Source organism: Methanosarcina sp. (assembly GCF_028693135.1).
Classification (GTDB): Archaea; Halobacteriota; Methanosarcinia; order Methanosarcinales; family Methanosarcinaceae; genus Methanosarcina.
Window position 1 is genome coordinate 38,338 of sequence record NZ_JAQUVZ010000001.1, and the last position, 14,996, is coordinate 53,333.

Annotated in this window: 11 protein-coding genes; 8 read left to right on the forward strand and 3 right to left on the reverse strand. The window is 44.5% G+C overall.

Annotation, left to right across the window (positions count from 1 at the left end; all coding sequences use genetic code 11):
• Window positions 1–193: 193 nt before the first annotated feature.
• The 6 genes from PHF18_RS00155 to PHF18_RS00180 are packed head-to-tail and all read left to right on the forward strand — an operon-like array spanning window position 194 to window position 7,522.
• On the forward strand, window positions 194–2,134 hold the full coding sequence (locus tag PHF18_RS00155) for a proton-conducting transporter membrane subunit (protein WP_300096955.1): 1,941 nt from the start codon (window positions 194–196) through the stop codon (window positions 2,132–2,134).
• The gene (locus PHF18_RS00160) at window positions 2,131–3,072 is read left to right on the forward strand and encodes a respiratory chain complex I subunit 1 family protein (RefSeq protein WP_300096957.1); all 942 of its coding nucleotides are present in this window, start codon (window positions 2,131–2,133) and stop codon (window positions 3,070–3,072) included. The genes PHF18_RS00155 and PHF18_RS00160 overlap by 4 nt, the downstream gene beginning before the upstream one ends.
• Window positions 3,069–3,755, forward strand: coding sequence for a hydrogenase subunit (locus tag PHF18_RS00165; protein WP_300096959.1), 687 nt, complete (start codon window positions 3,069–3,071; stop codon window positions 3,753–3,755). Before PHF18_RS00160 ends, PHF18_RS00165 begins: the two co-directional genes overlap by 4 nt.
• Window positions 3,752–5,302: a proton-conducting transporter membrane subunit gene (locus PHF18_RS00170; RefSeq protein ID WP_300096961.1), complete on the forward strand. Its 1,551-nt coding sequence runs from the start codon at window positions 3,752–3,754 to the stop codon at window positions 5,300–5,302. The genes PHF18_RS00165 and PHF18_RS00170 overlap by 4 nt, the downstream gene beginning before the upstream one ends.
• Before the next feature lie 12 nt (window positions 5,303–5,314).
• Complete coding sequence (locus tag PHF18_RS00175) at window positions 5,315–6,943, forward strand: NADH-quinone oxidoreductase subunit C (protein WP_300096963.1); 1,629 nt, start codon at window positions 5,315–5,317, stop codon at window positions 6,941–6,943.
• Window positions 6,944–6,991: 48 nt separating this feature from the next.
• Window positions 6,992–7,522, forward strand: a complete 531-nt coding sequence (locus tag PHF18_RS00180) for an NADH-quinone oxidoreductase subunit B family protein (protein WP_300096965.1) — start codon at window positions 6,992–6,994, stop codon at window positions 7,520–7,522.
• A gap of 51 nt (window positions 7,523–7,573) precedes the next feature.
• On the opposite strand, the gene PHF18_RS00185 is transcribed toward PHF18_RS00180, so the two are convergent.
• Window positions 7,574–8,428, reverse strand: coding sequence for a sulfite exporter TauE/SafE family protein (locus PHF18_RS00185; RefSeq protein ID WP_300096967.1), 855 nt, complete (start codon window positions 8,426–8,428; stop codon window positions 7,574–7,576).
• A gap of 426 nt (window positions 8,429–8,854) precedes the next feature.
• On the opposite strand from PHF18_RS00185, the gene PHF18_RS00190 reads away from it, so the two are divergent.
• Both PHF18_RS00190 and PHF18_RS00195 read left to right on the forward strand, forming a co-directional pair.
• The gene (locus PHF18_RS00190) at window positions 8,855–9,757 is read left to right on the forward strand and encodes a class I SAM-dependent methyltransferase (RefSeq protein ID WP_300096968.1); all 903 of its coding nucleotides are present in this window, start codon (window positions 8,855–8,857) and stop codon (window positions 9,755–9,757) included.
• Between the two features lie 393 nt (window positions 9,758–10,150).
• Window positions 10,151–10,936 (forward strand): winged helix-turn-helix domain-containing protein, encoded by a 786-nt coding sequence (locus PHF18_RS00195; protein WP_300096970.1) that lies wholly within the window; start codon window positions 10,151–10,153, stop codon window positions 10,934–10,936.
• 467 nt (window positions 10,937–11,403) lie between these two features.
• On the opposite strand, the gene PHF18_RS00200 is transcribed toward PHF18_RS00195, so the two are convergent.
• Together PHF18_RS00200 and PHF18_RS00205 are read right to left on the reverse strand one after the other, a co-directional pair.
• Window positions 11,404–11,769 (reverse strand): response regulator, encoded by a 366-nt coding sequence (locus PHF18_RS00200; RefSeq protein WP_300096972.1) that lies wholly within the window; start codon window positions 11,767–11,769, stop codon window positions 11,404–11,406.
• The gene (locus tag PHF18_RS00205) at window positions 11,741–14,824 is read right to left on the reverse strand and encodes a response regulator (protein ID WP_300096974.1); all 3,084 of its coding nucleotides are present in this window, start codon (window positions 14,822–14,824) and stop codon (window positions 11,741–11,743) included. Before PHF18_RS00205 ends, PHF18_RS00200 begins: the two co-directional genes overlap by 29 nt.
• Window positions 14,825–14,996 lie beyond the last annotated feature (172 nt).

Below are 14,996 nucleotides of genomic sequence, written 5' to 3' on the forward strand. Positions count from 1 at the left end.
AGAGTAAACCCGGATGAAATTTACGGTGGAATCTCAATACGAATTACAAAAATGACCCTATCATCTCATATACAGAGGACAGTTTCGAAAGCCTTACTTTAAGCGGTAGAGGGGCTGGAAAGCCAGAACTCTCTACCCGGATTGAAAAACTGTTTTCAGCTTTTCTATTAGTTGCCGGATCTCGGTTTGAGGAGTGAATACATTGCTCGAAGCCTTAGTGTACGGTGCAATTGCCGCCCTTATATCCGGAACTGTCCTCCCTCTTCTGTACCGCAGTAAAAACACAAGAAAGACTTCTTTTGGCCTTTCTCTTCTCTCATCAATCCTGCTTCTGGGTTTTGCAGGCGCGCTCCTCTACACTGGAAAAGAGCCTGTATTTCCACCCATAAGATATCTTCCGGGCCTGGATTTTACCCTTGTTGCAGACCGGCTCTCAGCCGGATTTATCCTGCTAATTGCAGCAGTAGTGCCCGGTGTTTCAATCTATTCGGTCGAATATGTGGAACACGCTAAAAGCGAAGCCGGGAAAAACCTGCAGACAGCCCTGACAAATCTCTTCATCCTTGCCATGCTTATGGTAGTGCTCGCAGGCAATATGGTCATCTTCCTTATTTTCTGGGAAATAATGTCCCTTTCTTCTCTCCTGCTTGTGCTTCACGACTATTCATCGGAGGAAAATAAAAAAGCAGGCTTTTTCTACTTCGTGATGACAAACATCAGCACAGCGTTTCTTTTCGTGGGCTTCATAAGCCTCTTCAGATTGACAGGCTCTGCCGATTTCGGACCGCTTGAATACTCTGCAAGCGAACTGGCTCTCCCCTTCCTCTCCCTTTTTATCGGCTTCGGGGTCAAGGCAGGACTTGTTCCTTTCCACAAGTGGCTTCCCTATGCTCACCCTGCAGCCCCCTCAAGTGTTTCGGCACTGATGTCCGGAGTTATGTTGAAGGTTGCAGTCTACGGCTTCCTGCGGTTCCTGCTCTCAGTTTTCACACCTGAACTCTGGTGGGGAGTGCTCATTATTACAGCAGGCAGCCTTTCAGCCCTCTTCGGGGTAATTTATGCCCTTAAGGAAAACGACATAAAAAGGCTCCTTGCCTACAGCAGCATTGAAAACATAGGGATCATTTTCACGGGAATAGGGCTGTATGTTATATTCAAAGTTGAAGGGCTTGAATCCCTCGCCCTGTTAAGCCTTGCTGGAGCCTGCTTCCATGCCTTTAACCATGCCCTCTTCAAAAGCCTGCTCTTCCTCTGTGCAGGCTCAATAGTCCATGCCACAGGCACACGGAAAATCGAAGCCTTCGGTGGCCTTGTAAAAACTATGCCTGCAACCACAGCCCTTTTCATGATAGGCTCGGTCTCGATTGCAGCCCTGCCCCCAACAAACGGTTTTGCTGGGGAACTCCTGCTCTACCAGGCTTTCTTCCAGTCGTTTGCCGTAACTGACCCCCTTCTCACCGTATTTCTGATAACTGCTCTCTCAAGTTTTGCCCTCACCGGAGCGCTGGCAGCTGCCCTTTTCGTAAAACTTTTCGGAATCACCTGTCTTGCCCTTCCGCGCTCGGAAAAGAGCCGCCTTGCTGAGGAAGTCCAGAAACCAATGTTGATAGGACCCGCAGTGCCGGCAGCTCTCTGCATACTTGCAGGGCTTTTCTCAAAGCAGCTCCTTTCTTTTGCAGGCTGGGAGATTGAGTTTCCGGACCTGCTTTTACTGGGGCTTCTGCTTGGGTTAATATACGCAGCCCTTTTCCTGATAATCCGTTCAAAAGAAACGAGTCCTGCCCGAATTAGCGAGACCTGGGGATGCGGAATTCCGACCCTTGCCCCTCACATGGAATACAGCTCAGCAGGCTTTTCCGAGCCTCTTGTGATGATCTTCAAAAACATCTACAGGACAAAGATTGTGCACAAAGCTGAGTACCACGACAAACAGGAAAGTCTCTTTAAGAACGGGAACGTGGAAATCCGCCTTCTTCGCTTCTTTGAAGAGTACCTTTACATTCCTCCTGCGAGGGCAATCGAGAGTTTTTCAAAATATGTTTCAAGCCTGCAGAACGGAAAACTTGACAGTTACATCCTTTACGCCTTTCTGGCAGTAATTGTATTGATTATAGCAACAGGAGGCTTTGTATGAACACGTCGTTCCTGCTTTTTGCCCTCTTAAATCCGCTTTTTGCCCTGCTGGCAGCCCCTCTGTACATGGCTTTGATCCGAAAGGTAAAGGCATACGCCCAGGGGAGAAGGGGTCCGAGTCTTTTTCAGGTTTATTACGATTTAAGAAAACTCCTGCAAAAAGAAGCGGTCTATTCTCCGACCTCCTCCTGGATCATGCGGTTTACCCCCTACCTCAACCTTTCGACTCTGCTTGTCTGTTCCCTTTTCGTACCTCTGGTCTTTGTCCCGGAACCTGCAGGAGGAATCGGAAACATCATTGTCTTCCTGTACCTTCTTGCGCTTGAAAGGTTCTTTACCGCCCTTGGCGGGCTTGACGCCGGAAGTGCTTTCGGCGGCATGGGCAGTTCAAGATCAATGAGCCTTGCGGCTGTAATCGAACCAACAATGGTAGTTGCTTTTGCAGCTCTGGCCTTTGTCCTGAAAAGCCTCAACCTGCACCAGATGTTCGCCCTTAATGCAGGCACGATTCTTCCCATTAGCCCGACCCTTGTCCTGGTCTCAATCTCGCTCTTCATTATCCTGATCGTGGAGACCGGAAGGCTGCCTGTGGATAACCCGGCAACTCACCTTGAACTTACCATGATTAATGAGGCAATGATCCTTGAACAGACAGGAACGAACCTTGCCCTGCTCGAACTTGCCCATGCTCTTAAACAGTTCCTGCTAATGGGGATATTGATTAACACAATTCTTCCGGTAGGGCTCAGTACCGAGATCGATGCAGGAAAAATTGCGGTCTCAGCCTTTCTCTTCCTCCTGAAGGCAGGGCTGCTTGCAATAATAATCGGGCTCTTTGAATCAGCCCTTGCAAAGATGAGGCTCTTCAGGCTTCCTGCATTTTATGTAATGGCATTTTTCTTTTCCGCCCTTACCATCCTTATCGAGGTGTTTGCATGATTGACCCGCTCTTCCTTGAAGGCATAATAAAGGTCCTTTTCGTCTTTGTCCTTATAAGTGCAGGGCTGATCATCTCAACCCGCAACCTTAGTTCGGCCCTTACCACATATACTATCCAGTCTTTCCTGCTGGCTGCAGTCTCCTTCCTCCTCTACCTGATAGACGGAAAAGGTCAGCTTCTGCTGCTGGCATGCCTGACCCTGGCAAGTAAAGTGATTCTAATTCCTTACTTCGTCTCCAGAATAGAAGAGAAAATCAAAATCGGAAGAGATCTTCACTTTGCATATCTGGAGCCAACACCATCTCTTCTGCTGAGCATAGGCCTTATTCTCCTCTCCTATACGTTCCTTTCAAGGGTATTCGAAGGACTGCCCCTCTCGAAGCTCTTTTTCTTCGGGGCTGTGATAGGGCTTTCCCTTACCCTTATGGGCATGCTTGTGATGTTCAGCAGAAAAAAAGTTGTCACAAAAGCGCTTGGTTACCTCAGCATGGAAAATGGAGTCCTGATGTTCGGGCTCTTTGTTACGGAACTTCCCTTTATCATCGAAGTCCTGATCATACTAGACCTAATAATCCTGGTCCTGCTGACCACTATTCTGGCTGTGGGGATGGATTCAAGCATTGAGGAGTACAGACAGAAATTCCGGGAACTGCAGATCTGGACAGGAGTTGAGTCTCGATGATCCGCTATTACCTGTTAGTAATGGGAATATTCCTGGCACTCGGCCTTATTCCAAGGTCCCACAGGTTAATGAATGCACTTGCCGCAGGAAACGGCCTTCTGCACCTTGTCATGAGCTGCATCGCCCTTCTTATGCTTGACCTGCCAGTAAAGCTCGGAGCCTCCCTCTATCTTGACCACCTTAACCTTTATGTGGAACTGATAACAGCCCTGGGATTCTCTGCTGCAGCCTTCTATGCCAGAGGGTATACCGACAGCCTTATGGAAACCGGCGAACTTGACCCTAAAAACCTGAAGACTTTCTACCTTGCGTTCAACCTCCTGCTTGTTACATCCACTGTTGCGCTCTTTTCGGATAACCTGGCGCTTTTCTGGATCTTTGCAGAACTCACAACAGTCTGCGCTGCCATGCTTGTTGCAATTCTGTCAGCAAGGGAAAATATCGATGCCGCTTTAAAATACGTCTTCATAGTCTCAGGAGCCATGCTCTTTGCTTTCCTCGGGCTGGTTTTCCTCTTCACCCTCTCAGAACAGACCCTCGGAGAGGGTACCCTCAACTGGACCGTACTTGCAGTTCACGCCTCTGAGTTTTCCCCTGCCCTTCTCCTTGCAAGCTTCACATTCACGTTCATAGGTTTCGGGGCAAAAGCAGGGGTAGCTCCTTTCCACACCTGGCTCCCGGATGCCTATGCAAGGGCACCTTCGGTAAGTGCAATTCTTTCAGGGTTAATGCAGAACCTGGGAATCTACGGAATTATCAGGATGTATGCCCTGCTTAGAGAGAGCAGTGCCGCCCCACAGGCGTCTTCTATACTGATTGCAGCAGGAGTTTTCTCAATTGCTCTTGCTTCATTCAGCATGCTCCAGCAGAGGAATTTAAAGAGGCTAATAGCCTTCTCAAGTGTCGAGCATATGGGCCTTCTACTCATAGGAATAGGAGTGGGAACCCCTCTTGCCCTCTTCTGGGTTCTTTATTACATGCTCATCCATGTCCTGGTAAAAGAAACTCTGCTGTTTTCCGCAGGCATTCTGCACAGGCAATACAGAAGCAATATGCGTGAAAATATGAAGGACGTCTTTAAACTCCAGCCCAGGGCAGCCTGGTGCCTGATCCTTGGGAGTATTGCAATAGTAGGAATGCCGCCTTTTCCCCTCTTCCCTGCAAAATTTTTCATCCTGCTGGAAAGTGCGGCAATTTCTCCTTACCTGACTCTTGCAGTGCTGTTCATGCTCATCCTTGCAGCTGCATCCTTTGCAAACTTCCTCCTGAAAGCCTTCTCGAAAGTGACTGCAGAGGAAGAAAACGAAAAAGAGGAGCACAGGCACATAACCGGAACTTCTGCAGGAACAGGAGGAGCCGTAAAAGAAAACTCCACAGGAAAAGCAGCCTATGAGAAAAGCAGGCTTCCGGGCCAATATCTGGTAAAGAATGGCATGAGGGTCCCAACGATCTTCATGCTGGCTCTTGCCCTTGCCCTTGGCTTTTATTTCCCTGATTCACTGAAGGACCTGCTTGATGCAATAATTCTTGAACTCGGGTATGTTTAAGGGGCGATACATATGGATATCAAAATGAATAAGGACACAATGGAATTGCTTTCAATAATTTCGGGCATTGTAGAAGGAGAGCCCGAACTGCTAAATGCCCGTGAAAACGAAATATACCTGAGGCTTTCAGAAACCGGGTTTGAAGATGCAACTCCTGCACTTGCGGAAAGGAAGTTCAGCCTTATAGGGCTTTTTTGCGCAGAAGCCTTTGAAAAAAAGAGCGGCTTTACCCTCTTTTATGTTTTCAAACAGGCAGGAAGGGCACCTGTCCTTGTACTTGTCCGGGAGGCAGGAAAAGAAAAAAAGGTTACATCGGTTGCAGGAACCTTCCCCTCAGCTTCCTGGTTTGAGCGAGAAATAAGGGATGGTTTCGGGCTGGAATTTGCCGGTGCCCTTGATACCAGAAGGCTCTTCCTTCACGAATGCTATCCTGAAGGTTTCCATCCCCTGCAAAAAGCTTTCAAAAACGGGCCAATCAGATGGGCTGAAGCTCCATCTACGGAATACAGGTTCAGGCAGGTTAAAGGTGAAGGTGTGTACCAGATCCCCGTCGGGCCTGTACATGCCGGAATAATCGAGCCTGGGCATTTCAGATTCAGCGTGATAGGAGAACCCATATTCAGCCTGGAAATCCGGCTTTTTTACAAGCACAGGGGAATAGAGAAACTGGCTGAGGGAAAAAGTCCTTCAAAATGCGTAGCTCTTGCCGAAGCAGTGAGTGGGGACGAAAGTATGGCAAATGCAACAGGGTTCTGTATGGCAGTAGAGCAGGTCTGCGGGATAAACGTGCCTGAAAGGGCAGAAAGCCTGCGGGCAATAATGCTTGAGCTCGAAAGAATCTATTCCCTGCTCGGGGACCTTGCTGGAATGGCTGTAGATGTGGGTTTTGCTCTTGTGGCAAGCCCATTCTTCATATTGAGAGAAGAGGTCTTCAGGCAGAACGAAAAACTGACAGGGTCAAGGTTCCTGCGCGGGATTAATACTCCAGGAGGGTTGAAAAAGGATATCCCGGATTCACTCCTGAAAGGTCTCCCTGCCTTCCTTAAGAAGTTTTCCAGGGCATTTGAGTCTGCTTTCGATAGGGCAATGTCTTCATCTTCACTTATTGACAGGTTTGCAACAACAGGCATAATAAAAAAAGAACTTGTTTCACCACTTAACCTTACAGGCCCTATAGCCAGGGCTTCAGGCTGCCCAGCCGACACCAGGCTTGACAGGCCCTATGGAGCATATAAAGAATTTGCTCCGGAACCTTCAGTAAGGAAAAGAGGGGATGTATTTTCCCGCTTTGAAGTAAAAACCAATGAGATAAGGGCTTCTGTAAACCTCATCCTGCGCCTCGCAGAAAAACTTCCGCAGGGTCCCATATTTGCTGAAAGTACCGGATACGCCGGGCAAAATCTCAGAGAAGCAAACAACCCTGGAGCTACAGGATATTCACTTGCCCTTGTAGAAGCCCCAAGGGGACAGAACCTGCACTGGGTCTACCTCAAGAACGGGCTTGTTGATCGATACAAGGTAAGGACGGCTTCCTTCTGCAACTGGCAGGCTATAGAACATGCGGTACTTGGGAATATTGTCCCTGATTTTCCCGTGATCAACAAGAGCCTTAACCTCTCCTATGCAGGAACCGACCTTTAAAAAGAGAGTATAAGAAATGCAGTGGAAGAAACGCAGTGAGGTATAATTATGGTAAACCCGCTTTCCCTCTTTCTCCGTAAAAAGGTTACGGAGACCTTTGAATTTAGAGATGAAGAATTAGAAGCCCTCGGAACGGAAATCAAAAAAGAGATTCCGAAAGTTTTCGGGCACAGCCTTGCCATCCGCGAACTGGATTCAGGCAGTGACAATTCAACAGAGATTGAAATCTCAAACCTTGGAAACCCTCATTATGATGTTGAGAGGTTCGGGATCTCTTTTGTTGCATCCCCGAGGCATGCTGACGTCCTGATGGTTACAGGAGCAGTCACCCTTAACATGGCTGGAGCCGTGAAAAAAACCTATGAAGCCATGCCCTCCCCAAAGTTTGTGGTAGCAGTGGGAGACGATGCCTGTGACGGCGGGATCTATAAGGGTTCTTATGCCGTACTCGGCGGGGTTGACAAAATCCTGCCTGTGGATATGAAAATTCCCGGGAACCCACCTTCTCCGAAAGAGATTTTGAAAGGACTGGTTGTGCTGATGAAGCAGGCTTCGAAAGAAGTGAAAACGGGAGTTTGAAAAGCTCCTATTTTTTAATTTTTCCGTAATTCTTTTACATTTCTTTTAAATTTATATGACTGCAAAGGCCCTTAAATACATCAGCATGCTGATGCCTACCAGCATTCCTCCTGTGTAAAGCCTAATCCCCTGCTGCGACAGCTTTCTTGCAATAGCCGGTCCTATCTGCCCTCCCAGAATTACTCCCGGAGCAACCCAGAGCATTATCTCGAAGATCAGTTCTTTTTTTTCGATCAGGGTAGGTATAAAGTCAGGGGTCAGGCGGAGGAGGAGGGCAACAAGGTTCACAATGAAGATAATCAGGACTGTGGAGCCCACAGCTTCTGCAGGAGACCGGATTTTTTCATGCCCCAGCATGCAGGGCATGATTAATTTTCCAAGCCCGGTTGCGATCAGCCCTTTGAGAAAACCTGCAACTGCGGCGCGTTTCCAGCATATTCTATCATGAGTTTCGAGCTCTTCAGGAATTTTCCCCATTCGGTAAAGCCAGTAGCGATATACCAGATAGATCCCGTATAACAGAATAAAACTCGCAAACAGGACTATGAGCATTTGTGCAGGAGCAAAAGGAATTAGCAGGGTTCCGATAACAGCTGCAGGGATTGTAATTTTCAGGTATTCTTTTACAATGAACCAGGAAATTGTTTTTTGTTTCAGGTTTCTGAGTATCCCCGATCCAAAACCGAAGATCATGGTCAATAACCCGAGCCAGAAAGACATTTTCGCGTCAAAGCCAAGCCATATCATATATACCGGAATCCAGAAGTTAGTGCCTGAGATGCCTGAAGAAATTGCAAGGGTTGCAATAAGGGCAGCTACAGGAAAGAGATAAAAGTAGGTCAGATAAGTTGGCATGAAGATCGTTTTCCTTTTTTCATTAAGATTTTCTTTAAATGGCTGGTTCATCGATTTGCCTGAACAAAATGAATAAACTAACAAAACCAGGTTATTCCGGGAAGGGCTAAAAGTGCTAGGAAATCCTTGAATATTCATTAAACTACTAAAACCTGTCACTTGTGAACTTGCTACATTTTATTAATATTAATTTCCGACGATTTGATCTGAATTTTCTATTATTTTCATTGGTTTTCGTTTTTATCCTGGTATTAGTATCAATTTTCAATTCATAATTTCGTTTTTATTAGTCCAATCATATTTTACAGAACTTTCGGTACCTGCCAGAAAAAGGGAAAAAACAGAGAAAAGGAGCTTAACTTTAAGAGAAGAAGTAATTTTTGGAAAAAAGAATCATAAGGCTCTCAACAAGCTTGAAGAATATGTAGAGGAAAAAATAAACTCCCAGAAGGGAGTATGACCTCGGAGGGAAAAAGCATGTCTGAAGGTTTGGGAAATTCAGGGGCACAAACAGAAAAGGAAGTATCTGCCTCCAAAAAGTGGCTTTCAGTTAAAGAAGCCGAAGCTCTTGGCTACTATGATTTTATGAGTTACCTGGGAGTGCCCTATTATCATACAGGCGGCCTTACATCCACAAAAAAACTTGCTGAGTTATGTCGGATTGACAGGACGAAAAAAGTCCTTATGATCGGTTGTGGGACCGGTTTTTCTGCCTGTTTCCTTGCCAGAAAAATCGGCTGCAATGTGATGGGAATTGATATTGCAGAACTTTCTCTTGAGGAAGCAAAAGAAAGGGCCAGAAGGCAGGGCGTTTCGGACAGGGTGGAGTTCAGGGTTGCGGACGCTTATGCCCTTCCCTTCGAAGCCGGGACTTTTGACGCAGTGATAACCGAGTTTGTGTCCCAGTTCCTTGATAGAGGCAGAACCTTCAAAGAGTTCGCGCGGGTCCTGAAACAGGGGGGCTATGTGGGAATCAACGAAATGTACAAAGAGGAGAGGATTCCCCCAAAAGCCGCTGAAGAAATCGCTCACGCAGAAAAAGTATTCGGGAAAATTACAGGGCTTCCCTTTTCCCTCCCCACGCCGGAAGAATGGAAAAGGGGACTTCAAGAAGGTGGGCTCAAAGACGTAAATATCCGAAAGTTCAGGCCTTCTCCGGGACCTGGAGAAGTAAAAGCACTGATTGAGGGGATGGGCGGGAGCTGGAAATTTGCCCGGTACTTTGCAGAGCTGATTTTGAAAATGGGGAAGTATTACCTGTTCAGCAGAAAGATCAGATCCCGGTTCAATCGGCTGGGAGAAGGCAAAAAAACCCTGCTCCGAAAAAAGTCAACCTCACAATATGTGGGTTACGTCCTTGCTACCGGAATAAAGGAATGAGAAAAGGATGAAAAAGACAGGCAGAAAATAAAAAAGGCAAAGAGAAAAGGGAACAGAAAGATAGGAAGTAAAAAAACAGACAAAAAGGAAAAAAGCAAAGAGAAAGGAAAAAAGCAAAGAGAAAGGAAAATAGACAAAGAAAAAGGAAAATAGACAAAGAAAAAGGGAAACCGACAGATAAAAGGAGCTTAACTTTAAGAAAATAAGTAAATTTTGGAAAACAATATAAGGAAGCAACTGAAAAGTAGCGCATGAGTGTTGCACTAAGTCCCCCTCGCAGTTTTCTCCTGGGAGAAATAAAGGACTTTTGCCAATAAAGATTGCTTCCTGAAATAAGATGTAGGAGAACTTCTCCGGCATACTTAAGAAGCTTCTAGGGGAGATGGAATTAAAATGAAAATATCACTTATTGACCTAGCGTTCCTATCTGAAAAAAGGAAAGATTTGTTGCTCCTTCTAGAAGAAGGGCCCAAGACAGGGGACGAAATAAAAACCGCCCTTAACGTTAACTCGACTTCAATTATGCCGCAGATCAAGAAATTAAAGGAAGGGCGTCTGATCGTGCAGGACGAAAGAAATGTCTACAGGCTCTCGGATATGGGGGAAATCGTTGTTGAGAAGATGGAGCCTCTGCTGGATACTGTAAGGGTTTTTGAGGAAAACTACGATTACTGGATTAACCATGATTTTACCGCAATTCCCGAGCATCTTCTTAAAAGGATTAATGAACTAGGAAATTACTTCATGCTTGAAGCCGATCTTAACCGGCTTTTCGAAGTCCCCGAAGATTTCAAAAAGAACCTTCTAGCGTCAAAACATATAAAAATGTTCCTTTCATACTTCAATCCTCTCCATATTGAAATATATTCAGAGCTCGTAAGAAAAGAAGCAGAGATGTGTCTTATCATGACAACGCCGGTCTTTGATAGAATGAAAAAGGATTATTTTGAAGACCTGAAGACTCTTGTAGAATCAAAGAATACGGAAGTCTATATCTGTGATAAAAATGTAACACTTAAAAACGTCGTGACAGAACGTTTCTGCTCTCTTGTCCTCTTTGATAAAAAAGGAAAGTTTGACCACCAGCGGTTGATGAGCTTCGATGACAGCGCCCTCAAATGGTGTGAAGAGCTTTTTTCATACTATAAAGATATGTCCAGACGCCTGGAGAAAATATAATTTTCACTGGGAATATGGCCGTTTAAGACAGAAGCAGCACCTGTTTGAAACATAAGACTAAAGCCGTATATAGACAAAAGCCGTATATAGACAAAAATCGAATTCGGATTGAAAATAGGATTGGAAAAAATACATCAGCTCGAAATCGAAACAAATGCCTTTCCGGCTACAATCGTTTTCCAATATTAGTTTACTTTTCCTGATGTTCTCTGTTTTCCAGATATTAATCTCTTTAGATTGCTCTAAATTGCAAATATCGTCTCAGCTTACAAACTTCTAATTACAGCGTTTTTGGGGTATTTTTTGATAGAGTACCAATTCTTTAGAAATATATAACCTTAGTTCGCATATTTTAAGCGCATAATTCAATACCTTGAGACCTTTATGTGCCTAAAAATACGGAACGTAGTATATAAAATATATATAATGGAAGTTATACTTTAAGATTGCAGTTCGGTGTCCTCTCTTTAGTCTCCCAGGTATTTATCAATCAGGGATCTAAACCTGTGGATATCTATGGGTTTTGAGATATAATCCACACATCCCATTTCGATAAAGTGTTCTTCACTTCCTTTCATGGCATGGGCTGTGACAGCTATTACTGGAATATCTGCAGTTGCCGGGTTCTTTTTGATCCGGTCCATAACCTCAAGCCCGTCCATTTTGGGAAGTTGCATATCAAGAAGGATAATATCGAACTTTTTCTCAGCAAGGCGTTCAAGAGCCTTTATCCCATCCTCGGCTTCTGTTACACGGTGTCCGTAAAACTCGAGAAGGTCCAGGATCAGTTCCATGTTCATGGGGTTATCTTCGACAATAAGAATTTCTTTCATCTTCACGCCTCTTAAACATAGTTAATTGTTTTATCCTATTAATTAACTCTTTTCTTCCGAAAGTACCCTTTTTCATAATAGAAATAAGATGTCCCTTAAGTTCGCCGTTAAGTTCTTCAATATTCTTCTCAGTAAACTCTCCTGCAGTACATACAATTAAAGGAATATTTTTTGTCTGTTGATCTGCCCTCATATGTGAAATGACCTCAAATCCACTTATTCCCGGCATCATCAAATCGAGGATAAGGATATCTGGCTGCTGCTCGGAAAAGAGCATGTCCAGACCTTCCTGCCCACCATAAGCCTTTACCACCTCAAAGCCTTCGGGTTCAATCATTGAACTCAGCAGCTCCACTGCATTCTCATCATCGTCAACGATAAGAATTCTTGGCTCTTCGAACCTGAACCTACCTGTGATTTCTCTTAAGGCATCCAGTAATTCGATTCTTTTTACTGGCTTTGTAAAGGAATAAGTTGCCCCAAAGGAGATTCCCAGCTCGTTATTATCTGTCACTGAAATAATAATTACGGGGATACGGGCTGTCTCAGAGTCGCTCTTTAGCTGTCTCAGGACACTCCAGCCATTAGTATCAGGCAGGAAAACATCTAGCGTGATAGCATAAGGTTTCAGTTTCTTTGCAACATTCAGAATATCTTTTCCTCTATATAATGAGGCTGTACAGTATCCGTTTTCCCGGAGAAAAACTGAAATAAGTTCATTGGAATTCTTCACATCATCAACTACAAGAACAAGATTCTGCTCTTCGACACTCTTTTCCGGAAGACAGATTTCAGGAAGCTCAATTTCGTCCTGCAAGTCTTCTGCACACTCTTTCACGAAAAAGGCAGCTGCTTTATTTATTTCAACATCGAGCATTAAATCATTAATGTCCTTAGTATCGGTTTTTCGGGACTCAGACGGTTTGGTGAGCGGGATTGTAAACATAAAAGTACTGCCTTTCTCAAGTTCACTTTCAACCCAGATGTCTCCCTGGTGTAGATTTACAAGTTTCTTCACAAGAGAAAGCCCAAGCCCTGTCCCGCAGTACTGCCTGGATAAGGATGCATCGATCTGAGTAAAGGGCTGGAAAAGTTTTTTATGGTCTTCAGAAGAAATACCGATTCCCGTATCCATCACTGAAAAAAAAGCTAGGTTTCCACTTTGTTTACATTGGACAGATACCTTGCCTCCTTCCAGGGAAAACTTGATCGCATTGCTTACAAGATTATAAAGAATCTGGGTCAAACGACCCCTATCGGCTTGAAGATCTGCAAAATCTGATTCTACATTAAAGTCCATTTCAAGAGATTTTACCTTAGCAAGAGGAGAAAGAGTAGTTTTCACCTCTTCGAAAACTGAGCCAATAGAAAACTCACTGTAGTGCAACTCCATTTTTCCGGCTTCTACTTTTGAGAGATCAAGAATATCGTTTATAAGTCCCAGAAGATGTTTTCCACTGGAAGATATGTTATTAACATACCTCAGTTGTTTTTCGTTGAGTTCCCCAAAAAATCTCTCTAGCAGTATGTCCGAAAAACCGATGATGGAATTAAGAGGTGTCCGCAGTTCATGGCTCATATTGGCAAGGAACTCACTTTTTGTACAGCTGGCAACCTCAGCTTCCAGTTTTGCCTGAAGAAGCTTCTCTTCAGAACGTTTGTATGCTGTAATATTGAGCTCTGTTTGCAGGATTCCGGTTACTTTTCCATCTTCATCCTTAATCAGATTTGCACGGATCATCCATAATTTTCCGTCCGGAGTAACTACCTCTCCTAATCCATCATTTCCGGATTCAAGCACCTTTCTTGCGAGAGATTTTCCGGGAGCAGTAGAGGACATTGGAAAGAATTCCTCATATCTGTGCCCAATAATGTTTTCAAGCTTAAGACCTGCATAGTCCAGAGAAGCCCTGTTTGCCCAGACGATTCTCAGCCCAAGATCCATAAAGATCACGAATTCGCTGAGAGAATTGAGAATAGCATTCTTCTCATGTTCCTGAGCTTTAAATATATCAGAATTTAGTTTCAGACGGTCAAGCATCCGGTTTATTCCTTCAGTCAACCTCGATAGCTCATCATCCCCTTCCATAATACAGTGTGCTGAGAAAGCTTCATCTTTCCCCACTTTTTCTACAAAATTGTCAATGGCAACAATTCGGGATACTACTTCCCTGTCAAGAAGGAACTTACAGCTTGCTCCGACCACGAGACCTGAAAACAGGAGGAAAAGTACAATATACCTGAGGGACTTCCTGCCTTCTGTATAGATGTTTCCGTCAGCATCCGTCCTAACCATGAAAATTGGGTTTCCATTAATGTCTTCGTGAATAAAATAACCTGCTAACCTGCCCCCTTCTACAGTATGTATGAAACTCCCGTTTCTATTTTCTAAAAAGGCTTGCTCAAAATCAGGAGGCACGCTATCAGGACTGTAAAGCAAAACCGGATTCCCTGCAATTTTCTGGATGGAATCAATGAGATCAGCATCCAAATCCCTCCCCAGGATAATTGTTCCGATCATCTCATTGTTATCGGATGCAGCAGATACGGGGCGGCAGGAAACAATTGCAGGTCCGTTTCCCAGCTGAAACATCCCGTTTAAAGGGCTCAGCCCCTCCCTGCAGAGAAGACTTCCATCATTTATTTTCTGGTTGATTTCGGGAATAATTAAGTCACTGGAAGCATTACCGACATTTTTTGAATCTGAAACCTGAGAGTATATTATAGTCCCTGAACTATTGACAAAAAAAATGAAGTCACATCCACTCAGGGTAAAAAAGTCAGTGAGTAAAGTCCCGCCAAGGTCTTCTGGATTCTCACTTAGCATAAAAGCCCTGATATCTTCCCTTGAAGAAAGGGCAGAGTTTGTCTCATCCAATTGTATGATATGGAAATCAATTATATTACGTACATTTTCCGCATCACTAATTGCCCCTTTTTCCTCCATGTCAGAAAAACTTGAGTCAAGGATATTCTGAGATGCAAAAATGACGACCGAAGTCAGAAGGGCAAAAATTATGTAGATAATAACTAAAATTTTTTTACTCACATTCATAGTATATACACTCGGCAGGTTGAACCTGTAGGGGTTTATAAAAGAATTATAGCAGATAGACTTGAGCTATATGGCTCTTCATTGTTTTGTGTGGATACCCTCATCAAAACCAACGCGGTCTTGAAGTGAAAATCGTCTTATCCATAAAGAATGACGGAGAGCGAAATAATAA